Source organism: Ectothiorhodospira lacustris, assembly GCF_022227845.1.
Classification (GTDB): Bacteria; Pseudomonadota; Gammaproteobacteria; order Ectothiorhodospirales; family Ectothiorhodospiraceae; genus Ectothiorhodospira; species Ectothiorhodospira lacustris.
The window spans coordinates 32,442-57,457 of sequence record NZ_JAJNQN010000010.1 but is presented as its reverse complement, the minus strand read 5'-3'; the positions used below and the strand labels follow the sequence as shown (position 1 = coordinate 57,457).

20 protein-coding genes are annotated in these 25,016 nt (G+C 62.6%); 3 read left to right on the top strand and 17 right to left on the bottom strand.

From position 1 onward, the window contains the following. The first annotated feature begins 161 nt into the window (after positions 1 to 161). Positions 162 to 1,343, top strand: a complete 1,182-nt coding sequence (locus LQ956_RS08740; protein ID WP_238629828.1) for a carboxylate--amine ligase — start codon at positions 162 to 164, stop codon at positions 1,341 to 1,343. A gap of 864 nt (positions 1,344 to 2,207) precedes the next feature. On the opposite strand, the gene LQ956_RS08735 is transcribed toward LQ956_RS08740, so the two are convergent. The 8 genes from LQ956_RS08735 to LQ956_RS08700 all read right to left on the bottom strand — a co-directional run bounded on the left by LQ956_RS08735 (position 2,208) and on the right by LQ956_RS08700 (position 10,476). Next, positions 2,208 to 3,077, bottom strand: coding sequence for a hydrolase 1, exosortase A system-associated (locus tag LQ956_RS08735; protein ID WP_238629827.1), 870 nt, complete (start codon positions 3,075 to 3,077; stop codon positions 2,208 to 2,210). After that, positions 3,074 to 3,883: a hydrolase 2, exosortase A system-associated gene (locus LQ956_RS08730; protein WP_430733412.1), complete on the bottom strand. Its 810-nt coding sequence runs from the start codon at positions 3,881 to 3,883 to the stop codon at positions 3,074 to 3,076. Before LQ956_RS08730 ends, LQ956_RS08735 begins: the two co-directional genes overlap by 4 nt. A gap of 26 nt (positions 3,884 to 3,909) precedes the next feature. After that, complete coding sequence (locus LQ956_RS08725; protein ID WP_200173412.1) at positions 3,910 to 4,170, bottom strand: acyl carrier protein; 261 nt, start codon at positions 4,168 to 4,170, stop codon at positions 3,910 to 3,912. A 116-nt stretch (positions 4,171 to 4,286) separates the two neighbouring features. After that, positions 4,287 to 5,270, bottom strand: a complete 984-nt coding sequence (locus LQ956_RS08720; RefSeq protein ID WP_238629825.1) for a polysaccharide deacetylase family protein — start codon at positions 5,268 to 5,270, stop codon at positions 4,287 to 4,289. Continuing rightward, a complete protein-coding gene (locus tag LQ956_RS08715; RefSeq protein WP_238629824.1) occupies positions 5,270 to 6,520 on the bottom strand; it encodes a glycosyltransferase in 1,251 nt (416 codons plus the stop codon). Before LQ956_RS08715 ends, LQ956_RS08720 begins: the two co-directional genes overlap by 1 nt. A gap of 74 nt (positions 6,521 to 6,594) precedes the next feature. Further along, positions 6,595 to 7,938 (bottom strand): phenylacetate--CoA ligase family protein, encoded by a 1,344-nt coding sequence (locus LQ956_RS08710; protein ID WP_238629823.1) that lies wholly within the window; start codon positions 7,936 to 7,938, stop codon positions 6,595 to 6,597. Between the two features lie 10 nt (positions 7,939 to 7,948). Beyond that, the gene (locus LQ956_RS08705; protein WP_238629822.1) at positions 7,949 to 9,163 is read right to left on the bottom strand and encodes a glycosyltransferase; all 1,215 of its coding nucleotides are present in this window, start codon (positions 9,161 to 9,163) and stop codon (positions 7,949 to 7,951) included. Then, positions 9,160 to 10,476 carry a nucleotide sugar dehydrogenase gene (locus tag LQ956_RS08700; RefSeq protein ID WP_238629821.1) on the bottom strand — a complete coding sequence of 439 codons (1,317 nt, stop codon included), beginning with the start codon at positions 10,474 to 10,476 and terminating at the stop codon, positions 9,160 to 9,162. The genes LQ956_RS08705 and LQ956_RS08700 overlap by 4 nt, the downstream gene beginning before the upstream one ends. Before the next feature lie 39 nt (positions 10,477 to 10,515). Between LQ956_RS08700 and LQ956_RS08695 the strand changes: the two genes are divergently transcribed. After that, positions 10,516 to 12,366, top strand: coding sequence for an asparagine synthetase B family protein (locus LQ956_RS08695; protein WP_238629820.1), 1,851 nt, complete (start codon positions 10,516 to 10,518; stop codon positions 12,364 to 12,366). Between the two features lie 41 nt (positions 12,367 to 12,407). Here the strand turns inward: LQ956_RS08695 and LQ956_RS08690 are convergent, their stop codons facing one another. Next, positions 12,408 to 13,133 (bottom strand): hypothetical protein, encoded by a 726-nt coding sequence (locus LQ956_RS08690; RefSeq protein WP_238629819.1) that lies wholly within the window; start codon positions 13,131 to 13,133, stop codon positions 12,408 to 12,410. A 330-nt stretch (positions 13,134 to 13,463) separates the two neighbouring features. Continuing rightward, the gene (locus tag LQ956_RS08685; RefSeq protein WP_238629818.1) at positions 13,464 to 14,192 is read right to left on the bottom strand and encodes a class I SAM-dependent methyltransferase; all 729 of its coding nucleotides are present in this window, start codon (positions 14,190 to 14,192) and stop codon (positions 13,464 to 13,466) included. 121 nt (positions 14,193 to 14,313) lie between these two features. On the opposite strand from LQ956_RS08685, the gene LQ956_RS08680 reads away from it, so the two are divergent. Beyond that, on the top strand, positions 14,314 to 15,390 hold the full coding sequence (locus tag LQ956_RS08680; protein WP_238629817.1) for a 3-deoxy-7-phosphoheptulonate synthase: 1,077 nt from the start codon (positions 14,314 to 14,316) through the stop codon (positions 15,388 to 15,390). A gap of 295 nt (positions 15,391 to 15,685) precedes the next feature. On the opposite strand, the gene LQ956_RS08675 is transcribed toward LQ956_RS08680, so the two are convergent. From LQ956_RS08675 to LQ956_RS08645, 7 genes are all read right to left on the bottom strand, one after another. Continuing rightward, positions 15,686 to 17,578: an XrtA/PEP-CTERM system amidotransferase gene (locus LQ956_RS08675; RefSeq protein ID WP_238629816.1), complete on the bottom strand. Its 1,893-nt coding sequence runs from the start codon at positions 17,576 to 17,578 to the stop codon at positions 15,686 to 15,688. A gap of 447 nt (positions 17,579 to 18,025) precedes the next feature. Beyond that, positions 18,026 to 19,198: a TIGR03088 family PEP-CTERM/XrtA system glycosyltransferase gene (locus LQ956_RS08670; protein WP_238629815.1), complete on the bottom strand. Its 1,173-nt coding sequence runs from the start codon at positions 19,196 to 19,198 to the stop codon at positions 18,026 to 18,028. Continuing rightward, positions 19,195 to 20,802: an exosortase A gene (xrtA, locus tag LQ956_RS08665; RefSeq protein WP_238629814.1), complete on the bottom strand. Its 1,608-nt coding sequence runs from the start codon at positions 20,800 to 20,802 to the stop codon at positions 19,195 to 19,197. Before xrtA ends, LQ956_RS08670 begins: the two co-directional genes overlap by 4 nt. After that, positions 20,799 to 22,013, bottom strand: coding sequence for a TIGR03087 family PEP-CTERM/XrtA system glycosyltransferase (locus tag LQ956_RS08660; RefSeq protein WP_238629813.1), 1,215 nt, complete (start codon positions 22,011 to 22,013; stop codon positions 20,799 to 20,801). The genes xrtA and LQ956_RS08660 overlap by 4 nt, the downstream gene beginning before the upstream one ends. Further along, positions 22,010 to 23,080, bottom strand: a complete 1,071-nt coding sequence (locus LQ956_RS08655) for a FemAB family XrtA/PEP-CTERM system-associated protein (protein ID WP_238629812.1) — start codon at positions 23,078 to 23,080, stop codon at positions 22,010 to 22,012. Before LQ956_RS08655 ends, LQ956_RS08660 begins: the two co-directional genes overlap by 4 nt. Further along, positions 23,077 to 23,952, bottom strand: coding sequence for an XrtA system polysaccharide deacetylase (locus LQ956_RS08650; protein ID WP_238629811.1), 876 nt, complete (start codon positions 23,950 to 23,952; stop codon positions 23,077 to 23,079). The genes LQ956_RS08655 and LQ956_RS08650 overlap by 4 nt, the downstream gene beginning before the upstream one ends. Positions 23,953 to 23,986: 34 nt before the next feature. Beyond that, a complete protein-coding gene (locus tag LQ956_RS08645) occupies positions 23,987 to 25,009 on the bottom strand; it encodes an XrtA/PEP-CTERM system-associated ATPase (protein ID WP_238622426.1) in 1,023 nt (340 codons plus the stop codon). Between the last annotated feature and the right edge of the window lie 7 nt (positions 25,010 to 25,016).

Genomic DNA, 25,016 nt, shown 5'->3' with positions numbered 1-25,016 from the left:
CGGTAGGCTACCAGACTACCAAGAAGTTCCCAGGGCTCAAGGGAAAATTCACATCATGCGCTTGCCTCCCGTCACAGATCGCGCACTTCAAACTTTACCCTACCAGCCACAAAGGCGTATCATCGGCGGATGAGAGCAATGATCAATGAAAGACGCTCAGCGTGAGCGCTCCTAGCCCCACCGGTGCGCCTTCTGCCGTTGTCGTAGGCCTTTGCGCCCATGGGCTTGCGGTTGTCAGGGCACTTGCCAGTGCCAAAGTGTCCGTGACTGCGCTGGAAGCCGATCCACGATTGCCAGGCGCCCACACTCGTCTGGCCCCTGTTCATCTCGTCCCGGACATCAATGGCCCCGGCTTATTGGAGGCCTTGGTCCAACTTCGCAAAAAACTGCCCAGCCAGGAAACGCCCGTACTTTTCCTTACAAACGACAACATGGTCCGGATTGTCGGAGCACATTGGCCATTGCTGCGTGGACTTTATCATCTGAGCTGGTCGGATTGTCGGGAAAATGTGCTCCGGCTTCTTGACAAAGGGGCGCTGGAAGCACATTGCTCCACCCATAACCTTCCCTATCCGAAGAACTGGATGCTGCAGCGGCGGGAGCAACTGGACCAAATCCCTGCTGATGCCTTTGACACCCCCCTCATTGCCAAACCCACACAGCCGCTTTCGGGCTTCAAAGTGCGCAGGATCAATTCCAAGGATCAACTCCAGTCCCTAGTAGATGATTACCCAACAGCGCTACCTTTTCTCGTACAACAGTGGGTTCCTGGTGGCGATGATCATATTTTCTTTACAGCGCTGTATCTGGATAACGGACGGATTTTAGCCAGCTTTGATGGAAGAAAACTCGCCTCACATCCACCTGCCATGGGACAAACCACCGTTGCGGAGTCTGTCCCGGACCCTAGAATGCATAAATTGGCTGAGCGATTTTTTGCACCGTTGCACTTATCCGGACCCGTTTCCCTTGAAGCAAAGATCGACCATGAAGGCCGTTTCTGGATCATCGAACCCACGCTGGGAAGAACAGACTATTGGTTGGATGTATGCGTTGCCAATGGTGTCAACCTGCCACTGATAGAGTTTCTCTCACAAAAAAAGGCGCCCGTTCCAGCCTGCTCCCAGACGTCCGGAACCATATGGTTTGACACCGAGCGTAGCCCACTCAGTTATCTGAGACTTCACCTGAATCGAAATGTCAAACCGACACATGACACTTGGCGCCCGCGGTTTGCCTACTGGGACAGAACAGACCCATTACCTTCCTTAGTTGCCCTCGTTCGGCTGTTCACTAGCCTCGTCCAGCGTACTATACGAAAGCTGCGCCAAATGGTTCGATAATTTAAATTTATCAAAAGATCTCAAGGTGATACTCTGACTGTCGGCCGGCTGCGAGAGGATATTGAGCAATGGAGCCAAGGGCCTTGGCCTGACCAACTCAGTTGCAGGGGCCCCAGGCATACAAATGTCCTGGAACCTACAATTTTAGCGCCAAGCCTTCGATGTGCCGCCAGGGAACTGGGGTTAAAAGCCGAGATGCGACTGCAGGTAAAACGAAACCCGTTCTCGTAAAGTCGTTTACTGGCTTCATGCCATAAGCGGCTGAACGTTGTGCCCAACCTATATTCAGGATGGACATACACATCGAAGTCCCAAACCGCCAAACCCACCGGGCAAGGAATGAAAAGACAACGCACTTCATCTTCTTCATATGGCCCGGGCACCCACCATAAAAAACCAACCAATTCGTCTTCCCTGATGGCCGCGAGACACGTCGCACCTTGTCGAAATCGCTGTGTGACAATCTCGCCAAGATGCCGCACTTGACTCAGTAATGGATCACCAGATCGGAGCTCCCTGATCTCGATTGCACTTTTTTTTCCGTGACAGTGAGTGGATCCATTAGCGATAGGCTGAGCAATAAAATAGTATTTGACAATCCGTATCCAGCCACGACTAGACAGCCATAACGCCCGGGACATCAGGTACAGCACCCCATTTCCCCTGCCCATGTGCTTCAGCGTGGACATCAGGTTTCCTACGACACGAATCATGGTGATCGCACCACATCAGATGGATTCCGTACTAGCCCCGATCCAAAATGGTACCTACGCTCACAACTGGAGGACTCTTTTCCATCCAAAGCCGACTGATCATAAAAATCACGAATCAAAAGTGAAGGCCAAGGAAATGGCACACTATGAATCACTGCCCAAGCCACTCCAGGGTCCATTTTTCTACTTGATCCCGCCATTCCAATCGGGAAAAAGTGTGATTTGCGTCACACAATTCCCTCACGGTTACCCGTCTCTCGTCAAGTAGTTCCCGCCAGACGGCCGATTGCCGGGCGCAGCCCCGGAATTCCTCCGCCGTCAGATCATCACCGCTCAGGATGAGCAAAATGGGGCCGGAGAAGCGCCGCCAACCTTCCGCCATGCGTTCAGGCAGCGGCTTTCCCGGGTCAATTTCCCGCTGGGCATTGGGTATGCCCACAGGAGTGCCTCCGGATTGTTGCCGGCGCAGGGCGCGGCGGGTCATGCCCACCAGGGAACGCGCGGATGTCAGAGGGTTGATACGCCCGCCCATCAGTCCGGACCAGAACTCCCGGCTCATCAGGCGCCTGAGGTAGTACTGTTTGAGATAGGCTCGGGCCAGTCCCGCCTCTGTACGTACCCAGGGGTTGAGGAGAACCAGCCCGGTAATGCGCGGGTCTCGCCAGGCATTGAGCAGGGCGGCGGAGGCCGCATCGCACAGCCCCCAGATGACCACGCTTTCCAGGCCGGGGTTACGATTTATGAAGGTATCTGTCGCAGCAAGAAGGTCCTGGGATATGTCCTCGTAGCTGCGCTGGGCACCGCCGGAATCCCCCATTCCCCGATAGTCGAATCGCATCACCGGTATGCCGGCCTCGGCAAGGTGACGCGCCAAGAGCAGGAACTGACGGTGGCTGCCCACCCGGTATTGAGGGCCGCCGACCACGATGAGCACACCCTGCCGGGCCTCAGGCTTGCCCGGGTGCATGACGCCCACCAAGGGGGTATCACCCACGTGAAAGATAAAGGCCTCGGCGGTCATGGTCCCGTGATCTCCGCCACTCGTTCGGTGGTTCGTTCCAGCAATTCCGGCAGCTCGTAAATCTCCTGGGTACTCCAGAAAGCCTCACCGTTCACTCGCAGGACATCCACGTTTACCTGGGATTGCCGCCATGCCTGGATCAGACGGTCACTAACGGGAGGAAGGGGCTGCAGGTCATTGGCCGACACGTCGAACCAGCTGATGGCTTCACCCTGAGGAGGTCGCAGGTCCGTTTGGGCAAGGGCACGCGCCCACTCGGGGTGCAGGGTGTAACCCGCCACTTCCAGGGAATGACCCGAATCCAGTTGCGCCCGCAGATCCTTGGTGGATTCCCTGCCCTGCCCCATCATCGCCGCGGCCACCCGCAAACGCAGCAACTGATTCAGGTATTGATCACCATTGCTGACCGGCTGCCAAAGGATGTTGAGCGCGGGATTGAGTCCGTGGATATGGGTCAGGTCAGACAGCAGAAGGCATCCGGCTCTCAGCCCCCACAGCACCAGAGGTCCGGGGTAACGCATCTCCAGATCATCCACGCAACACTTCAGGTCATCGACCCATGCGGACCAACGGGCCTGCTCGAAATCGCCTTCGCTATCCCCGCAGCCATGGAGATCCGGTTGCACCACAACCCATCCCCGGGATGCCAGTTGGCGGGCCTGCAGTGCCACCATGCGGCGCGATTTGTTCTGCTCTTCAAAAAGAGCCTGACAGTAAAGCACCTTCCCCCGCGCGACACCCTGGGCGGGGGTGTGAGTCACGCGGAACAATCGCCCAAGCGTGCCGGCGAAAAAGTCCACATCCAGTTGGGTGGCTTGCATGCTCAGAGGGCTCAGGCCTCGGCCAGTTTACGATCCACGAACTCGGTAAGAGAACCCAGCGTCTCAAAGGTTTCCGCGCTGATTTCGTCATCATCCACCATGATGCCGAATTGTTCTTCCAGAGAGGTGATGATGGTCACCACGGCCATGGAGTCGAGTTCAGGCACATTCCCCAGCAAGGCGGTGGATTCATCAAATGAGGCGGCGCGCCCGTTCAGCCCCAGCAGGCTGTCCAGCAGGTTTTTAATCTGATCAATGGTGGAACTCGACATGTATTTTTCTCAAGAATGAAGTATCAGGTAGTCGGTGAAAACGCAGTATACCGCAGGGGTCATATCCATTCTGAATGCTACATGCCCCGGTCGGATATATGGTGGGACGCCTGTGCTTACGCCTTGCATTGCACCGGCGGCGGCGAGAGAAGATTGCGCCCCAACCGCACCAGATAGCGCAGCGGTGTCTCGTCCCAGGGGGTGAAGCGAGCCAGCTGGTATAGGTCCGAGCCCCTCCCGGATACACCATGCGCGGTACTCACGGCGGCCCGGAAACCGGCACGCCTGACCATTTCCACATGCCGTGCCTCGTAGTCTTCACCGGGCCGGCCGTTAGGGTAGGCAAACAGACCAACAGGCTCTCCCAAGATGTCCTCCAACTCGGCACGCCCTTGGTGGATCTCCCTCTGCGCCTCGGCATCGTCCAGACGGCACAGGATGGGGTGGGTGACGGTATGCCCACCCACCAGCATCCCGGCCGCCCGCAGTGCCCGCACCTGCTCCTCGGACATCATCAGGTCATCGGGCAATGCCCCCACGGCATGTTCGGATAGCTTACCCGCAATGGCATCCCGCTCCGACTGAGGCAGATGCTTGATGCGCCGGATGACATCCGTGTAACCCTGGATGCGGCTTTGCGGATCGTGAATGGGGTACTGGCCCAGCCCCAGTCCGGTGAAATCATGAAGGCCGTCATCCAGCCTACGGAAAGTCTCGATCACGGTGTCATTGAACATCCGCCCACCGCCAAGAAAACCCGTGGCAACAAAAAACGTGGCAGGCAAACCGGCAGCCTGCAGGATGGGCAGGGCTATCTGGGCGTTATCCGCATAGCCATCGTCAAAAGTGATGCAGGCGGCGCGGGCAGGCAGCGAGCCCTGACGCAGGCGATCCACGGCCTCGTCCAGGGGCAGGACCGTGAAATGACGGGCCAGTAGCGCCACCACCCATTGAAACCGCCGGGCATCCGGGTCACCCGGCAATAACGGATCAGCCTCGGGCAGCACACGGTGAAAGATCAGGATGGACAAACGGCTGCGGGGTCCGGCGGGGGACAGTCGGTTCAGGACAGGACGGGTCAGCAGAGACATATCCGGCATCAGTCACTCCCCTCCTCGATGGCCAGCGGATCAACCCCTCCCCGGGCTACATGAATCTCCAGAAAGGCGTCGACCAGCAGCGGAATACGGGTCTGCCAGGCATTGCGCCGTGCATGCTCAAGTATCGCGGACCGATCCCAGGCTCTGGACAGGCCCTCGTGCAAACCGGTCAGGAGGGCGTCGTTGTCTCCATAGGGCACGATGATGCCCACTGCGTCTGAATTGACCACTTCTGCATTGCCGCCCACATCCGTGGTCACAATCGGCAGACCACAGGCCGAGGCCTCCAGCAATACGTTGGCCCAACCTTCAAAACGGGTGGCCAGCACGAACACGTCCCCCGCGGAATAGACGTACCTCAGCTGATCCGGAGACACCGGCCCCAGCAGATGCACCCGGTCTTCCAGGGACAGGCGCCGGACTTGGTCACGCAGGCTCTGTTCGTTGTTGCCCTCCGGGTTGGGGCCGCCCGCGATCACGAAGTGCAGGTCCGGCCAAGCCTTCATCAGCGCCGGTAAAACGGCAATCACATGATGGAAACCCTTGCGTTCCATCAACCCACCGACGGAAATCAGGATACGTCCCTCCTGGGGCAGACCGAAACGTCGTCTTGATTCTGCGCGGTCTTCCGGCCTGAACTTTTCCAGATCCACGCCATTGGCCATTACCTGCACATGGTCGGGATGCTGCCCCCAGGTAATTGCCTCTTGCCGCAGGGAATCCGCCACCGAAAACACTCGCGTGGCATCGGTCAAGGCACGGGAGATCTGGTGCCGGTGCGGACGACTGGGATGGAATCGGTTGAGACTGCCCCGCAGGGTAATGGTATAGGGGCAACCCAGCCATCCGGCCAGCAGGCGCGCAGCCACGCCATCGGGATAGATGAAGTGCGAGTCGATGATGTCGCATGCCCCTTCCCGCCGCAGCCTCCGCATGAGTCTGTAGGAACCCAAGGCCTGAAACCAGCCATCGGTCCATTTGAACACCGCCGGAATGCAGAAGAACCTGGGATGATAGACCGTGATCCCGTCCTGTTCTTCCCGGTAGGGGATGGGCGGCCGGGCATGGGGACGAAACCGACCCAGGAGTTTCTGGAACGGGAACCAGGGCGCGGGCGCCACCACCGTTACGTTCAGTTCCTTTGCCACCCGCCGCATGCGCTCTCGCACAAACAACCCGAAGTTGGGCTGCAAGGCGTTGGGATACACGCGAGTGTAAACCACCAGGTTGGGGCGGGAATCAGATGTCAAAACCGTCTCCAATGAACCGTTACGGCCCCTGTATAAACAGGGCCAGGCATGATCTGACTGCGTCTCACCGTCACTCACTGCCTCGCGGCATAGGCCTCCGAAACCAGGGTGGCATACTTGCCGGACTTCTCCGCCGGGATGTGGTCGGGGAACGAGAACGTGATGGGAAGATCCGTGCCCATCATGCCCTGCATCTTGCGGCGCACGTCATCCAGCAGGGTCTGGGGGAACGGGGCATCGCGCACCAGCAGGATCTCGATGGACAGATCCCGACGTTGGATGATACGGAACTGTTTGAGATCCGGCACATCCCTCAGGATGCCGACCAAGGCAGTGCGATGAATCAGGTTGCCGTCCCGACCCACGATGAAGTCCGTCATGCGCCCCATGATATGTCTCAGAGTGGGCAGTGTGAGCCCACAGGAGCAGGGCTCCCGCTCCAATGCCACTTGGTCGCCAAGCCGATAGCGCAGAAGGGGCATGCCGTAGCCGTCCAGATTGGTCACCACCAAGTCGCCCACGCCCTGGGCGTCGGGTTCATCCGTTTCCAACAGCACATGCTCGGCGGCGATGTGCAGGTGTCCGGCGGGGCATTCGTGGGCCAGGTGTCCGCCGTCACGGGAGCCGTATTCGTTGCCCACCGGGCACTGGAAGATCTCCAGCATCTTGTCCCGCTGGTTCGGGTAGAGGACTTCGGAGGTGCAGGTCACCAGTTCGGGCCGCCAGCCGCCGAAGGCCTGCGGGTGGCGCTCCATGTAAAGGGCCACATGGTAGAGCACGGTGGGGTAGCCGTAGATCAATCGAGGGCGGAATCGCCGCAACAGGTCAGCCCCATGGGCCAGGGCCTCGTCACGCAGATCCAGACCGGAGATCACCACCTGATTGAGAAACCAGCGGTCCTTGAAGCGACGCAAGGCGTCCTGCTTGCTCAGTTCCACCGGTGAGCCCCAAAAATCCACCTGACGGCACCCGGGTTCGATTTCGAACCAGGCCCGACCCCGTAACTTGGCGGCATTATGCCAGGACTCCTTGAGGGGATCGGTGTAGAACACCAGGGGCTGACCAGTGGAGCCACTGGTGGCATGACGAATCAGCCGATCCCGGTGGTCATCGGCCGTCAGATCGTCCAGGTATTCGCGCACATCGGCCCTCTCCAGCAGGGGCAGCCGGGTCAGAACCTCCCGGCCCAGTTCTTCCGGATGGGACACCCCCAGCGCCTCGAAGCGCCGACGGTAAAAGGGAACATGATGCCAGCAATGGGTCATGAGCCTTTGCAGCTTGCGGTCCTGCAGGGCCTTGAGGGCGTCCGGAGACAGGCGCTCACTGCCCCTCAGCGAGGCATAACAGGCGGCAGTGCTGCGTCCCCGAAGGCGTTCATGGAGGGGGAACACCACCGAGCGAACGAACCCTTCATGCATGAAACACCCCCTACCCTTGCCCGTTCATGGTCCTGAGGCAGATATCCTCAAAACACCTGGCCACCGCCAGGGAGGAGCAGTGATCTTCCACGTGGCGGCGGGCGGCCTGTGACAGCCGCAACCGCAGGGCCGAATCCGACAGGAGCCGGTCCAGGGCCTGGGCCATGGCCTCCGGGGTATCCGCCTGCAAAAACTGCTCGCCGTCGGTGAGCGGCAGGCCTTCCACCCCCAGCCCGGTGGAAACCACCGGCAGGCCCATGGCCATGGCCTCGTAGGCCTTGATGCGGGTGCCGCCCCCCACCCGCAGGGGGATCACATAGGCCGCACCGCCGTACACATGGGGACGGATGTCATCCACAAAGCCGGTGAAGGTCCAGGGCAGGTTGCGCCGGGCCGCCTGTTCTACCAGTTCCGGGTGGGGCCTGCGCCCCACCACGGTCATGCGCACGCCGGGACGACGCTGCACCAGCAAGGGCCAGACCTCGTCCATGAAAAAGCGGATGCCGTCGATGTTGGCCTGCCAGTCCATGGCGCCGGTGAAGATCAGGTGGTCCCCGTCACCGGGCGGCAGATAGGCAAAGAAGTCCAGATCCACACCGGTGGGGATGGCCGCCACCCGACGGTTCCGGGGCATGGCCCGGAATGCCTCGGCATCCCGTTCCGAGACTGCCACCACGGTATCGAAACGGGGCAGTTCCCGGGCTTCGAAACGAGCCATCTTGCGATGCTGGCCCCGCCAGACGTAGCGTTTCAAGGGATGGCCGGCCACCTCGGCATGACGGCGAAAAATCTCCGCCTCCACGTTGTGGGTGAACATCACGGTGGGGCACAGGCTGTGGATGGGGGCCAGGGTGGCGGCGTGGATGAAATCGAATACGGCAATCTGGGCGCCCTGCTGAAGCTGTTCACGGACCCGACGCCGGGCGACGGGATTCACGCCGGCGGCTACCGAGAAGGGCTTGAAAGACAGCAAATGGCGCAGCCGGGTGATCTTGTGCAACGGCCCACCGGTGCGGGCCGGCCAGGCGATGAAGCGGTCGCAGACCGCTTCTATCTCTTCCCGATGTCGGGCCGTCTGCTCGGGCGTGGCCGGCGACATGAGGGTGATGTGAAACCGCCCGCCCTTCATGCCCCGGAGGATCTGGGTGGTGCGGATCTTGCCGCCTTCGTCGGTGGGAAACAGAAACCGGGGTGACACAAAGACCAGGGACGGGCGCTTGCTCACCAGCAGATCCCCTGATAGGCGGCCTTGAGGGCGCCGCGGTCCTTGAGCCCCACCAGATCCAGCACCTGCTGCTCCGGACCGGCGTGGGCCAGCAGCTCTGCCACCAGCGGGGCATCACTCAGCCCCAGGACAATCACTTCCGAGTGCTCGATGAGGGCACGGCAGTCTTCCAGCAGCAGGGAGGCGATATGGGGCAGTGTCTCCTCGATGTAGCGCCGGTTGGCGCCGATGACCCGGGACAGCTGCACGTTGGGGTCGTGGATCTTCAGATCCATGCCCTTGCCGATCAGACGCTCCGCCAGTTCCACCAGGGGGCTTTCCCGCATGTCGTCGGTGCCGCTCTTGAAGCTCAGACCGATCAGGCCGATCCGCCGCTTGCCGCTGTCGAGGACAAAATCCACCGCATGGTCGATCTGCTGCTGGTTGCTGGGAATGAGGCTGCCGAGCATGGGCAGTTCGGTGTCCTGCTCCTTGGCCATGTAGAGGACAGCCCGCAAATCCTTGGGCAGGCACGAACCGCCGAAGGCGAAGCCGGGGCGCAGGTAAGCCGGGGAGATGTTGAGCTGACGATCCCGGGTGACCAGTTCCATCACCTCGCGGGAGTCCAGCCCCAGGGACTGGGACAGGCGGCCCACCTCGTTGGCGAAGACGATCTTGAGGGCGTGGAAGGCATTGCAGGCGTACTTGACCATTTCCGCCGTGCCGATCCCGGTGCCCACGAACTCGCAGGGCAGGTGTTCGAAGATGGGCTTCACCTGGTCCAGGGTCCGCTCGGAGTCGGTGCCCACCACGGTGAAGGGAGGATGGTCGTAGTCCTTGATGGAGGAGCCTTCCCGCAGGAACTCCGGCTGGAAGGCCAGGCCGAAGCCCTCCCCCACCCGCTTGCCGGATGCGGATTCCAGCGTCGGCCCCACCAGTTCCAGGGTGGTGCCGGGCTTGACGGTGGAGCGCAGCACCACGGTGTGATAGTGGTCCGTCAAGGCCAGGGCCTCGCCGATCTGCCGGGCCACGTTGCGCACGGCGGCAAGATCCTGGCTGCCGTTGCGGCTGGAGGGGGTGCCGACGCAGATGAAGGACACCTCGGAGCGGCGGATGGCTTCGCTCACATCATCGGTGACCGTCAGGCGGCCCGCCTGTACCACCTGGGCGGTCAGTTCCTGGATGCCTTCCTCCACGATGGGAGAATGCCCCCGGCGCAACAGATCCAGCTTGTGCGGGTCGATGTCGACCCCGACGACCTCATGGCCATCCCTTGCCAGACACGCGGCCGAGACCGCCCCCACGTACCCCATCCCAAAGATCGCGATTCTCATGCTGGTCCATCCCGGTGGTTCGGATTACCATGATTGCTCATGCCCCATTATGCACCCGCCATGACCGACTCCCCCAACCTGCACGACGTGCATCCAGCCCAGGGCATTGCAGGGGCGCTGACCACGACTGCCGACATCGACGCCGTGATCCGTTCCGCACTGCCCCGGGGACTGGAGGGCGGCGCCCTTGCCAGTCAGGGTCCGGCCTTTTGTGCCGGTACCGGAGGGGGAGTGCTGCAAACCGATGGGCTGATCCTGGCCCTGACAGGCCGGGTGCATCATGGCGACGCTACCAGCGTGGATGCCGTCCTGCAAGCGCTGGCCCGGGATTACCGCCGGCAGGGCACGGCGGCCCTGACCTCGCTCAAGGGAGCGTTCGCGCTGGCGATCCTGGAACCGGAACACGGGCGCGGCCTGCTGGCAGTGGACAAGATCGGCATCCGGCAGCTCTATTACGCCCAGGACGGCACCGGGCTGAGCTTCTGCACCGCCCTGGCCCCACTGGTGGAGGCGGGGCTGGGCGGCGATCTGGATGCCCAGGCGATCCACGACTATGTGTACTGTCATTTCATCCCCAGCCCCCGCAGCATCTACCAGGGCATCCGCAAGCTGCCCGGCGGGCACGTGCTGGAGTGGGAGCGCGGGACGCATCGGGTGCACCCCTACTGGCTGCCCCGCTTTGAGGAAACTCCCGTGGATGTGGCCGGGTCGGGACGTGAGATGCTGGCGATCATCGAGCAGGCGGTGCGTGATGCCGCCGCAGCGCCGGAGGCGCCGCGCACTGCCGCATTTTTGAGCGGCGGCCTGGACAGCTCCACCGTCACCGGGATGCTGGCCAGGGTGAGCGACGAGGCCCATGCCTATTCCATCGGTTTTGATGTGCCCGGTTACGACGAGATGGAATATGCCCGGCTTGCCCGTGGCCATTTCGGGGCCGTCGGGCATGAGTATTACGTCACGCCGGACGACATCACCACTTGGCTGCCTCACGTGGCGGCCGCCTGCGATGAGCCATTCGGCAATTCTTCCGTCCTGCCGGCGTTCCTGTGCGCCCGCAAGGCTCGCGAGGAAGGGGTGGACCTGCTGCTGGCCGGTGACGGCGGGGATGAGCTGTTTGCCGGCAACGAACGCTATGCCAAGCAGGGGGTGTTCGAGCATTTCAACCGCCTACCCAGCTGGGCCAGACAGACGCTGATCGCGGGCACGGCCCCGCTGGCGCCTCTGCCGCTGCTGCGCAAGGCCCACAGCTATGTCAGCCAAGCACGCATTCCGCTGCCGGACCGGATGGACACCTATGCCTTTCTGGAGCGTCACGATCCTCGGGAGGTCTTCGCGGCGGGGTTCATCGACACGGTGGACCTGCACGCCCCCAGGGATCTGAAGCGGGGCCTGTTTGCGGCGCCGGAAGGCGCTTCCCTGCTCAACCGCATGCTGTATCTGGACTGGCATTTCACCCTGCACGACAATGATCTGGTGAAGGTGAATACCGCCTGCCGGCTGGCCGGGGTGGAGGTGGCCTATCCGATGCTGGCCGAAGACCTGATGATGCTCTCCAACCGGATTCCGTCGGCGCAGAAGCTCAAGGGCAACCAGTTGCGGTGGTTCTACAAGCAGGCCTGCCGGGATTTTCTGCCGGAGGCCATCATTCACAAGAAGAAGCATGGTTTCGGCCTGCCTTTCGGCATCTGGCTGCGGGACCATCCGCCCCTGCGGGATCTGGCCCTGGATGCATTGACCCGCCTCAAGGGGCGGGACATCATCCGGCCCGAGTTCATCGATGAGCTGATCCGCCTGCACCGGGACAAGCACGCCGCCTATTACGGAGAGCTGGTGTGGGTGCTGATGGTGCTGGAATTGTGGCTGGCCGGACGCCGACATTCACCCCTTTAGAGCCTGCCGGCGAGTTCCATGCCGCCGGCAGGCTTCATCTTTCAACCGCGAAGCGCCCTACCCTGCCCCAGAAAGGGCTGCCGGCCGATGACACCATGGCCGGCCCTACGGGCACTCCGGCGCAGCCCCGCTGCCATTGCCAACAACCCCATCAACAGCAGCCCGATGACTTTCGGTTCCGGGACGGCGGAAGGCTGCTCCTGAAGGGGGGCCGTCCCCCACACTTCCAAATGGGCGGAAAAGAGATTGAAGTTCTGCGAACCCGCCCCCGTATGAGCGAACCATAGGAAGAGGCTCTGGCTGGCAACGATCTCGTCGAAGATGTCCAGCGTGCCGTCGAACACGAAGGTGCTGCTGGTACCCCCGCCACCCACCCGAGTCATTGAATACAGCGAGTCACTGGCCAGAACAGGGGATGCGGCCGGGCGTACATTCCAGAACTCCGTCGGCACGAAGAAAAAAGAAGCATTGGTATTGCTGTAGCTGATCGTCAGCGCCAGATGATCGATCTCGCCAAAGGAGAAACCGGAAAAATCGAACGCGTCGTAGAAGCGCTGACACCCGGAAGAATTGCGTATGGTGATGGAATTGCCGCCACGGCCATCGCAGCTTCCCGCGCCCATGCTGGCGGCAGCCACCTTACCCGCGCCCATGCCATAATCCTTTTCCAGAGCCCCCAGAAGCACTGGTGCAGCGGAAACAGCCGCCGAGCACAACATGACTGATGCCAGTAGGATTGCCTGAAGGGCGCGTTTTTTGGGGCGCATGATAGTGTTCCTTGGATGGAGATGAAGAAGACACAAAGCCAAGGCAAAAAATGCGCCAAAACAAAAAATGTGATGCACTTCAAATAAACCAAGGCACCAACGTGCTACTCAGACTTAAGTTCTGAGGCCACCTGTAAAAAAAGCCTACACCCATCTCAAGCATCTGCTTCCTTCAGAAGCCGATAACCACTGAAATCTTCGCCGGACGGACGGGGGGCAGACCGCACCAACAGACCGAATCCGAGCGTTTGATAAGCTGTAAACAGTTCCGACAGGCAATCCGGTGACACCTCAGACCACAGCGCCCCAATGCAAGCAGCCGGAGCCGGGTTACACTCGCGCCCGAATGAGTACGGCATGGCTCAGCAGAGAACCCAACACGGGCAAGCGGGACAGAAGGGCCCGAAACGACCCGCTCTCCACCCAGGGCTGGAGCCCTTGCAGACGTGCGGGAAGAATCGGGATCCAGTGGATCTCTACCTCCCTGGCGCCGTGGCGCCTCATCCAGGATGACAGTTCGCCAGGGGTGTCATAACGCAAGCCCAAGGGGCGCCGGCGCAATCGGGCAACGACCTGCTTGATCCGCGTGAACAGGCAGTCACGATTGAGGGCATCGACCCACACCTCGCCACCATCTCTAACACTTCCCACCAGTTCTGCTACCGCCTGCTCCGGCCGCGACAGGGCCTGCATCACACCAAAGCACAGGACACCGTCCAGGGAGGCGGGGCGGATCGCCAGCTGAGTCACATCCCCCACGGCCCAGGTCACCGCCGCCGGACTGCGTGCCCGGGCCTTCCCTACCGAGGGCAGGGAGTAGTCCATGCCGATGGGACTGACGCCCTGCTCCGCCAGATAGCGAGTATAACTGCCGGCCCCGCAGCCCACATCCAGCCACAGGGCGCCCGGCACATCCCCCGGCCAGAGGCGCTGAAAGTTTCTCAGCCGGGCCTCCAGCCCGGACCGCGTCCAGCCGGCGATGTCGGCGTCATCCTGACAGACCGTACCGCGCTGAATGAAGCGCTGACGCCATTGTTCTTCGAATTTTGGGCGGGGCATGAAATCTTCGGGAAAATTCTGGGCGGGCTGATAGTTTGAGGCTTGGAACCGCATTGCACAATGCAATGCATTTTCGCGTTAGACTGTCAAGATTGTCACCCTTTTACGCCGGATTATCCGCATGACCACAGCTCAGACCGAAAACCTCAACATCGCCGCCATGGACTACATGCCCTCCCCCCGGGAGATCAAGACACAGTTCCCCCTGTCCGATGCCGCGGCCCGCACCGTCCTCACCGGGCGCAAGACCCTGTGCGATATCCTGGATCACCGGGACCCGCGCCTGTTCGTGGTGGTGGGTCCCTGCTCCATCCACGATCCCGAGGCTGGCATGGACTATGCGCGGCGCCTGAAGGCGCTGGCGGACGAGGTATCGGATGTCATGCTGCTGGTGATGCGGGTCTATTTCGAAAAGCCCCGCACCGCCGTGGGCTGGAAGGGATTCATCAACGATCCCTACCTGGATGACACCTTCCGGATCGATGAGGGGATGGCCAAGGCACGGCGCTTCCTGATGGACATCAATGAGCTGGGCCTGCCGGCGGCCACCGAGGCCCTGGACCCCATTGCGCCCCAGTACTACGGCGATCTGATCGCCTGGACGGCCATCGGCGCACGCACGGCGGAATCCCAGACCCACCGGGAGATGTCCTCGGGCCTGTCCACCCCCGTGGGCTTCAAGAACGGCACCGACGGGGACCTGAGCGTGGCGATCAACGCCATACTGTCAGCCGGCAGTCCCCACAGTTTCCTGGGCATCGGCAATGACGGGCAGTCGGTGATTCTGCGCACCCGGGGCAACCGTTACGGGCATCTGGTGCTGCGCGGCGGCAACGGGCAACCCAACTATGACACCGTCTCCGTGGCCCTGGCTGAGCAGGCCCTGGAAAAGGCGGGAATCCCCCGGAATATCGTGGTGGACTGCTCCCACGCCAATTCCTCCAAGAACCCGGAACTGCAGCCTCTGGTAATGAAGGACGTGTTGCACCAGATTCGGGAGGGTAACCGTTCCATCGTGGGGCTGATGGTCGAAAGCTTCTTGGAGGCGGGCAATCAACCGCTGACCGCGGATCGCACCCGGCTGCGCTACGGCTGTTCCATCACCGACGCCTGTGTGAACTGGGTGACCACGGAAGAGATGATCCGCAACGGCGCGCAGATGCTGCGGGAGCTGATCGACGATCGTATCTCGGCTTAAAAAGCCTGGACTCCCGCTTTCGCGGGAGTGACGGAAGGAAAGAGAGGGAGTGACGGAAGAAAGGGCGGGAGTGACGGCAATGGGCCAGTCTCGTCATTCCCGCGAACGCGGGAATCCATTCACGGCCCCCGTCATTCCCACGAAAGCGGGAACCCATTCACGGCCCCCGTCATTCCCGCGAACGCGGGAATCCAGTCAAGGATGGGGGGGGCATGGACTCCCGCGTTCGCGGGAGTGACGGAGGAAGGCGGGAGTGACGGAAAAGGGCGGGAATGACGGAAGGGGACGGTGACGCTCAGCCCTCGTTGCGCCGCAAAAACGCCTCGAACATGAACAGGGACCACAGGGGGGCACTGTAATCCCGGCACCCGCTCACATGGGCATCCACCAGATGCCGGAGGGTGCTCATCTCAAAAAGGCCGGCATCCTGCAACCGGTCGCCGAGGATGGTGTCCTGCAGGCGCTGTTTCAGGGGACCGCGGAACCACTGGTCCAGGGGCACGGCAAAGCCCTGCTTGCGCCGGTACAGGATATCGCTGGGCAGGTGCGGCTCCATCGCCTTCTTCAGCAGGTACTTCCCTTCCCCGCCCCGGAGCTTGAGCGACGGCGGCAGGCCCGAGATCCATTCCACCAGGGGATGATCCAGGATGGGCACCCGTACCTCCAGAGCATGGGCCATGCTGGCTCGGTCCACCTTGGTAAGGATGTCGCCGGGCAAATAGGTCTTCATGTCCAGGTACTGAACCAGGGACAGGGGGTCTTCCACCGGGGCACGGGCGGCGTGGCGGCGCAGCACGTCCACCGCCGTGTGTCCCTCCAGTTGCCGCCGGAAGGCGGGGCTGTAAAGCTTCAGGCGCTGCTCGTCACGAATGACGGCGATGTTGTTGAAATACCCCTCCACCGCGTCTCGGGCCAGGGCCTGAAAGGTGGCGCGGGCGCGGAACATCCGCGGGGCCTGGTCCAGCTTGGGATATATCCGTCCCAGGGTGCCGAACAGGGGACGCCGCAACCCCAGGGGCAGATGGTTGCGCACCCGTTCCTCCTGTAGATGGAATCGGTAACGCCGGTATCCGGCCAGGGTCTCATCCCCGCCATCCCCCGACAGGGCCACGGTGACGTCCTGCCGGGCCAGTTCGCAGACCCGGTAAGTGGGCAGGGCCGAGCTGTCGGCAAAGGGTTCGTCGTAGAGATCCGCCAGCCGGTCCAACAGGCTGAAGTCGTCCGGGTCCACCTGCCGCTGCCGGTGGCTGGTATGGTAGCGCTCGGCCACCTGGGCGGCATGGGCGGACTCGTCGTAGCGGGGGTCGCTGAAGCCGATGGAGCAGGTCTTGACCGGGTCGTCCATCAGGCCCGCCATCATGGCCACCACGGCGCTGGAGTCCACGCCGCCGGACAGGAAGGCCCCCAGGGGTACCTCGGCCACCAGGCGGATACGTACCGCTTCGCGCAGGCGTTCCACCAGTTCCTCCATCGCCTGGGCCTCACCCATGGGGGCATGGGGCTGGAACGGCACATCCCAGTATTCCCGCGGCTCCCCCGGTGTGCGACCCCGCTGCAGCAGCAGGGTGTGGCCGGGGGGCAGCTTGTGTACGCCCTGGTAGATGGTGCGTGGCTCGGGCACGTAGCCATAGGCGAAATATTCGTCCACCGCCCGGGGGTCCAGCGACCGGGGCAGATCCGGGTGGGCCATCAGGGCTTTGAGTTCGGAGGCGAAAATGCACTGCCCATTGGGCAGATGGGCGTAGTAGACGGGTTTGATGCCCAGGCGGTCCCGGGCCAGGAACAGGCTTTGGCGGTTGCGGTCCCAGACGGCGAAGGCGAACATGCCGCGAAAGTGACGCACGCAGTCTTCGCCCCATTCTTCCCAGGCGTGGACGATGACTTCGGTGTCGCAATGGGTGCGGAAGGTGTGTCCGGCGGCCTTGAGGGTTTGGGTCAGTGCCGGGAAGTTGTATATCTCACCGTTGTAGGTGACGGCCACGGTATGGTCTTCGTTGAACAGGGGCTGCTGGCCGCTGGAGAGGTCGATGATGGACAGTCGGCGGTGGGCCAGCCCGACCCCGGGTTCCAGGTGGACGCCGCCTTCATCGGGGCCTCGGTGGAACTGGGTCTGGTTCATACGTTCCAGCAGAGCCCGGTTGATGGAGGCCTGGCCTTGGGTGTCGAAGATCCCGGTGATGCCGCACATGTTTTTGTCTCTTGTTCACGATGAAATAAACCCTACAGGAGACTGCCTTCACCATCGCCCCTGTTCGCGGCCAAGGGCCGCTCCCACAAGTCAGGCGCATACCCCTGTTCCGTCACTCCTCCTGCCCTTCACCACTCCCGCCCCCTCGTCACTCCCGCCCCATCACCTCGTCATTCCCGCCCCTTCCCCTCGTCACTCCCGCGAAAGCGGGAGCCCAGGTTCTCCGCCCCCGACTGGATTCCCGCATTCGCGGGAATAACGTGGTATTGCTGCGAACCCGTACCGGCCATGACGCTGGATTCCCGCGTTCGCGGGAATGACGTGGTATTTGGATTCCCGCATTCGCGGGAATGACCGATTCAGGGCGTCCCTGGCAGGAATATGTCTTCACCATCCCTGTTCGCGGCCAAGGGTCACCCTCGCGAGTCGAGTATGGCTTGTGCCCCCTCATGCCCCCTGACTTGAGGGCATAGTGAACTTGTCATAGACGTCTAGGTAGCCCTGCACCATGGCTTCCAGGCTGTAGCGCTGCTGCGCCCGCTCCCTGGCGATGCTGCCGTGGCGTCGGGCCAGGGCCAGGTCGTCCAGATAGCCACCCAGGGCGTCGGCCAGGGCCTCGGGATCGCCGGCGGGGACCAGGGTCCCGGTCTGCCCCGGCTCGATCAGATCGGGATTGCCCCCCACCGCCGTGCCGATCACCGGCAGGCCGGTGGCCATGGCCTCCAATATGGTGTTACAGATACCTTCCGCCAGGGAAGGCACCACACAAAGGTCCATCGCCGCCATCAGGTCGGGAATGTCATCACGGTTGCCGGGCAGCCAGGCCAGGTCGGCAACACCGGCTTCCCGCAGACGGGCCTGCAGCCCTTCCCGCAGAGGACCGTCTCCGATCATCACCAGACGCAGCCTGCGCTTCAGCCCTTCATCCCGCCTCAGCAGGGCAAGCACGGCCGCCACCAGAATGTCCGGGGACTTGACCGCTTGCATCCGCATGACCGCACCGATGACGACGGCCTCCGGGGGCGCGAATCCCTCCGGCAGAACGGATCGGGCCTGGGTCTTGTCCCGGGGGGAAAAACGGGTGACATCCACCCCGTTGCAGATGTGGTTCAAACGGGCCGGCGCCACGCCGATCTCTTGCGACAGATAACCCAGCTGGTGCCGGGACAGGGCGATGTACTGGCCCACCAGGGGCCGGAACAGACGACGCAGGTGCCGGGTTTTGGCCCTGGAGCCGTCCAGGTCACCGATGTCCCAGCCATGTTCGCCATGGACACGCCGCCCCACCCCCGCCAGGGCGGCAATGGCCTGGGTCTCCAGGGTGGCCATGTTGCGGGTATGGACAATGTCCGGCCGCTGTCGGCGCAGGAACCGCCAGAGCCGGCCATGGACCTTGAGGTCCTTACCCTCCTGCTTGTGCAGGGCATGCAGCGTCACGTCGTCGCGGCGAATGCGGCGACTGAAATCGGTGTAGTCCGTCATGCACACGATGGCATGACGGTAGCGATCCGCCGGCATGTGGTTGATCAGGTTGACCAGACCGTTCTCCATGCCGCCCACGTCCAGACGATGAATGATGTGGGCTACCAGCGGCGGTGCCCCCCGCGGGCCGTCGGTCATGAGCCTGACTCCGGCCGGTATTCCACGTCAATCAGTCCGGGCATGCGGATGAGAAATTCCTGCAATACGACACGCCCCTCGTCGGGAGTGAGCTGGAACTCCGTGGTCACAGCCACCAACAGCGAGCCGTCCCGATGGCCACTGAGCCGGGCCCAGGCCTCCAAGAGCTTCACCTCAATGGGGCGGGCGGTGGGACGATCTGCCACCTGGTACCAGTGCCAGACGATGCGCCCGCGATCTCCGGGACCACGCAGGATCGTTTCACGGACCCCGTGTTGCTCGCCGCCGGGCAGGGTCACGGTGCGCCCCGAGTTGGAAACCCGGCGCCAGGTCTGACCATCGTAAATCCGGTTGCCGTGGGTGATCAGATCCGTACCCGGTTGATCATGGTGATAGTGCAGGACATGCAGGGCCAGCTCATGCCCGTTTTCAGACCTGTAGGCATGCTGGGATTGATAATCCGGCTCGGCAAACCGGGGCTGCCAGGCGGGCGTCTCATCCTGCCGGGGCGCGGTCCAGCCCATGACCTGGGGCGCCGCCGGATAACGGTCACCGGCCAAGGCCGCCATGCGCTGGTTGATCCCCAGTTCGGCCAGGGGCGCCATGACCAGCACCACGGCCGCCAGGGTCAGGGGCAGGAACACGGGAGAGGCGGCTGCCTTGGAGGGTGACATCTCATCCTTCATCATTGCCCGGCGCTGGTCCTCAGGCTGCGGGAGATCATCTTCCCGGAACAGGCTGCCCACCCAGAACAGCAGGAACATCACCACGCCGAAGAACAGCCACCCGTAGATCAGGTGGTCCACTCCCACGGCGTGCTCCATGTCGGTCCAGTGAGCGATCATGATGATGCCGTAGGCCCGCAGGCCATTGGCCACGATGGGAATGACGATGGCAAAGGCCGTGAACACCAGCCGCCGCCAGAGGCTGCGGTAGATCAGATAGGCATAGACCAGCCCGAGGGCGACCGAGGCGATGAGATAGCGGATGCCGCTGCAGACCTCGGCCACCACGAAATCCCCGGCGGGAATGCTGATGTAATAACCTTCCGCGTAGACCGGCAGCCCCGTCAGACGCAGCATGAGCACGGTGAACCAGGCGGTGTAGTCCTGCAGGATGGGGACCAGGAAGCTCCCCACCGGCCAGGCGAAAAAGATATAGGCCAGGGGAAACGTCAGCGCCCGGGAGATGCCCAGTCCCAGAACGGTGATGACCAGGGTGGGCACCATGGCGACCACGACGAAGGTCTGGACCACGGTGACATCGGCGGCTCGAGCCAAGGTCCAGCCCAGCCCCAGGGCGGCGATGAGCAGGATGCCCAGGTAGCTGGGGCGCGGGGTCAGCGCGGCCAGTTGGTGGCGCATGCGCCAGGCCAGGAACAGGCTGATGGGCAGGATGACCATGCCGTGGGCATAGGTATCCGAGTTGAGCCAGATATGCACCAACTTCTGCACGCTGGGCCAGTAGAGGAGCACCATGGCTCCCATGCCTGCGACCAGGAGCCCCAGGGCCAGGGGCCATGACAGGTCCGGAGTCCGGGGGGCTGCCGATGCCGCTGATGCTGCTGATGTGTTTTCAGCCGATGTTGAGATACTGGTGGTCATGGCGACTCCAACAAGGTCACGAACCGCTCCATGTGCTCGGCCCAGCTGTAATGTTCACAGACACAGGCCCGCCCCAGCCGCCCCGGTTCCGGGGACAGGGCGCCGGACAGGACATCGCAGGCCATCCTGGCCAGGGTGACCGGGTCCTCGCTCACCGGCCACTCCAGCCCCTGGCAGGCGCGCAGTCCATCCAGGGCCTGAGGGGTCACCAGCACGGGCTTGCCCATGGCCATGGCCTCCAGCACCTTGTTCTGGATCCCGCGGGCAATCCGCAGCGGTGCCACCGCCGCCTCCGCATGGGCCAGGTAGGGACGGACATCCTTGACCGCGCCCGTGACCTGGATGCCGTCGATCTGCTCCAGTTGCTTGACTTCCCTGGCCGGCCTCGCGCCGACAATGGTGAAACGGGCATCGCCATGTTCCAGCCGCACCAGGGGGAAGACCTCCCGGGCAAACCAGCACACCGCATCCACGTTGGCCCAGTAGTCCATGGCGCCGGTGAAGACCAGATGCTGCTCACCCACGCCGTACGGGCGGGGATACTCACGCGCCGGGCTGAAATAGTCCACATCTACCCCGTTGTCGATGGCATGGATGCGACCGGCCGATTCCGGGGCCAGTGTCCTGAACAGGGCGGCTTCCTGCTCACTGACGAAGGCACCTGCATCCGCCAGGGACGCAACGCGCCGCTCGAAGTCCAGTAGATACCGAGATTCCCGGGCGTAGATCCGGTTCATGGGAAAACGGTGGGAAGCGGCGTACTGGCGCCACTTATCGGAGTCCACATCGACGAAATCCACCACCACCCGGCGACCGGCATGGTCCTCCGGCCGCAGGTACTGGGCCATGGCGGACGAGAAGACCAGGACCCGTCCCACGCCCTGATCCAGGATCCGGCGCACCCATTGCCGCATGGGCCGGCTGTCGTAGTAAGGCTCCGACAGGGGGCGTCCGTCCATGAACCCCCGCAGGCTCGCGAGCTTGGCCAGCGGCGGCCGCAACGGCAGCAGGCAAGTGCTCTCGCACAGGCGGGTGACGTCTTCTTGGTAGCGCCAGTCGTGGGGATCGTCCACGAAAGCACCCAAGTGGATGCGGTAGCGGCCCGCCAGATGCTTGAGTAGGTTGAATGACCGGATCTTGTCCCCCTTGTTGGGCGGGTACGGGATCCGGTGGACCAGATAGAGCAGCGCCGGGCGTGTGGTGCCGTTCATCCCAGGCCTCGGGAGAGACGGGGACCGATGAGGTTGGCCACCGGTGTGGGCAGGCGTTTCCAGGCCTCGATGAAGAGGCGGTACTTGGGATTCAGGGGGTTGATCTCGGGGATGGCGTCCGCCTTCACCAGATGGTACTCGTAGTAGAGCGGCCGGGGCTGGAAGCCCCAGTTCTTCTTGAAGCTGAAGGAGCCGGTGCCCCGCTTGCTGCGACCGTAGTCGAAGCACCGATAACCGGTGGCGCAGGCGTGGCGCATGACTTCCCAATAGAGAAAATCGAATCCGGCCAGTTCCCGGGCCGCGGGCATGCCGCCACCGTAATAGGGCAGCACCTCGTCGCGGAAGCAGAAGCTGAGCACGCTGCTCACCGGCTGGTCCTGATGGGTGACGGTGAGGATCCGGGCATCCTGACCGAAGGTGTCCAGCAGGCACTGGAAATAGCGGCGGGAGAACACGGGGGTGCCCAGGCGACGCACGCTGTCGGCGTAGATGGTAAAGAACGTGGATACGTCATCCTCGAACCCGGACACGAGCCCGTGCTTGATGCCTTTACGCACCATGGCCCGCTGCTTGCGCGGGATCGCCAGCAGGTTGGCTTCTTCCTCCGGCTCGATGGGTTTACGGAAGGTGACGTAGAGATCGTCCTTGCAGGGCCACTGGGGACAGCGGCGCTGGAGATGGCGCAACTCCAGATAATCCACCTGCAGTTCCTCCGCCAGCATCCGGGCCGCCTCGATCAGGGTATCGGCCGTGGCCTCGTCGTCGGCGGCCACGCCGCCGTAGACGCAAAAGGGCATGGAGATGAGGGCATTGCCGAACAGCAGGGTCTTCACATGCCCCAGGGGCAGGATGCCTCGAATCCGGCCGTCCTGTTCCGCATACAGAAAATGGCTGGGGTGCCCGAAGGCCTCCCGGAGTACCCGGCGCCAGCCGCTGCGGTGGAAGAAAGTGGCCTCCGGGCATGCCATGACATAGGCATCCCAGCGGGCCTCGTCAACATCCTCGAGTTGACGGATGTTCAGTGCCGTCCGGGCGTCACTGCCCTTGGTCTCCATGACTGCATTCATGCGGGATTCACTGCCTGCTCAAGAAAAATCCGGTCCATGCGTCCCCACTGAAAATCCGACAGCAACCGCTTGAGCCGGCCTTCGGTGCGGGACAGGTTGAGGTAATGACGCACCCGGGTCTTGAGCCCGAGCCCGGTCTGACGGGGTTGCTCGGGGTCGATCTCCCAGGGATGAAAATAGAACACGGCAGCCTGCCGGTCCCGCTGGTTGACCTGCTGGATGGCCCAGCGGGAGATTTCATAGGGCAGCAGGCGGAAATAACCGCCGCCGCCGCAGGGGAGCTTCTTGCCCAGGATCTCCACAGTGGTAACGGGGACCTCCACCAGATCCCCCTGCCCCGGCCGGAAGGAGAAACGGGGGGCCTCGGGCATCCCGTAGAGGTCGTGGTGAACGGGATAGATGCTGGAGCTGTAGCGGTAACCGGTCTCCTGCAGGGTGTCCAGGGTCCATAGGTTGTCGCGGCCGATCGAGTAGCTGGCGGCCCGATAGCCCAGCACCGGGGCGCCCACGGTGTCTTCCAGCAAGGCCCGGGTACGGCTCACGTCCTGGCGGAAGGCCTCGGGGGTCTGTTCCGTGGCTCGGATGTGGGACCAGCCATGGCTGGCGATCTCGTGGCCTTCGGCCTGGGTGCGCCGGACCAGTTCGGGATAGCGTTTTGCCACCCAGCCCAAGTAGAAGAAGGTGGCCTTGGTGTCGTGGTCCGCAAAGAGCTGGAGGATGCGGTCCACGTTGCGGTCCACCCGGCAGGGGAGCTCGTCCCAGGTACCACGGCAGATGTGGTTTTCAAAGGCGGAGACGTGGAAGTAGTCTTCCACGTCCACGGTCATCGCGTTGCGGATGCCGTGGGTGGGGGCGCGTCCGGCTGTGTTCATGAGGTACTGCCTCCCCTGATTGTCTGCAAGAAGATCACTCCTTCATCAAATGCTTCACTGCCCGCCGCAACAAAGAGATCTCCCGGTAAAAGGACTTCTCCAGGGACTGGATCCGGCTTTCCAGGGCGGATACCCGTAACTCGATGTTGCCCCAGGAATAGTGGGCAGGCAGACCCTGGCCGTCATAGATGCCCCGGTTCATGCTGTCTTCCACCGGCCCGACGCCCACCTCTTCCGAGATGGCGCTGATCTCTTCGCCCAGCTCCCTGGCCACCGTCTGCACCACCTCGGCACTGATCTCGTGGCGCTCCTCCAGAAAGGCATACAGCAACAGCCGATCCGCCAGACTGTTGATGCGTCGGGGGATGCCCTGGGTCTGCCGGTAGACCTCGGCAAAGGCCTCCGCCTCGAAGGCCGGGTCGTTCTTCCAGCCTGCATGTTCCAGCCGGTAACGGATGTATTCCTCGGTCTCTTCCTGTGACAGCGGCGTGAGATGGCAGGCGGCGATGAAGCGCTGGCGAAACTGTTCCAGTTCGGCCATCTGCAGGGTACGCCGGAACTGGTTCTGTCCCAGCAAAAAGCTCTGCAACAGCGGCCGACCGGCAAGCTGGAAGTTGGACAACATGCGCAGTTCTTCCAGGGCATGGGGCGGCAGGTTCTGGGCCTCGTCGATCACCAACAGAACCCGCTTGCCTTCCCGGGACTTGTCCACCAGGAAGCGCTCGATGCGGGTGAGCAGGTTGGCCTTGCTGTCACTGCCCACCTGCATGCCGAAAGCCATGGCCACCATGCGCAGCAGGTCATCGGCGTGGAGCTGAGTGGTCACGATCTGAGCAGCGAAATAGTCCCGTTCGGAGATGTCGTTGAACAGCATGCGTACCAGGGTGGTCTTGCCCGTCCCCACGTCCCCGGTGATGGCAATGAACCCCTCTCCCTGGCTCAGACCGTATCGCAGATAGGCCAGGGCCCGCTTATGGATGCGACTGCCGAAAAAGAACTGGGGATCGGGGCTGAGCTGGAAGGGCTTGCGGTCTAGGTTGAAGTAGGCTTCGTACATGGGGGGC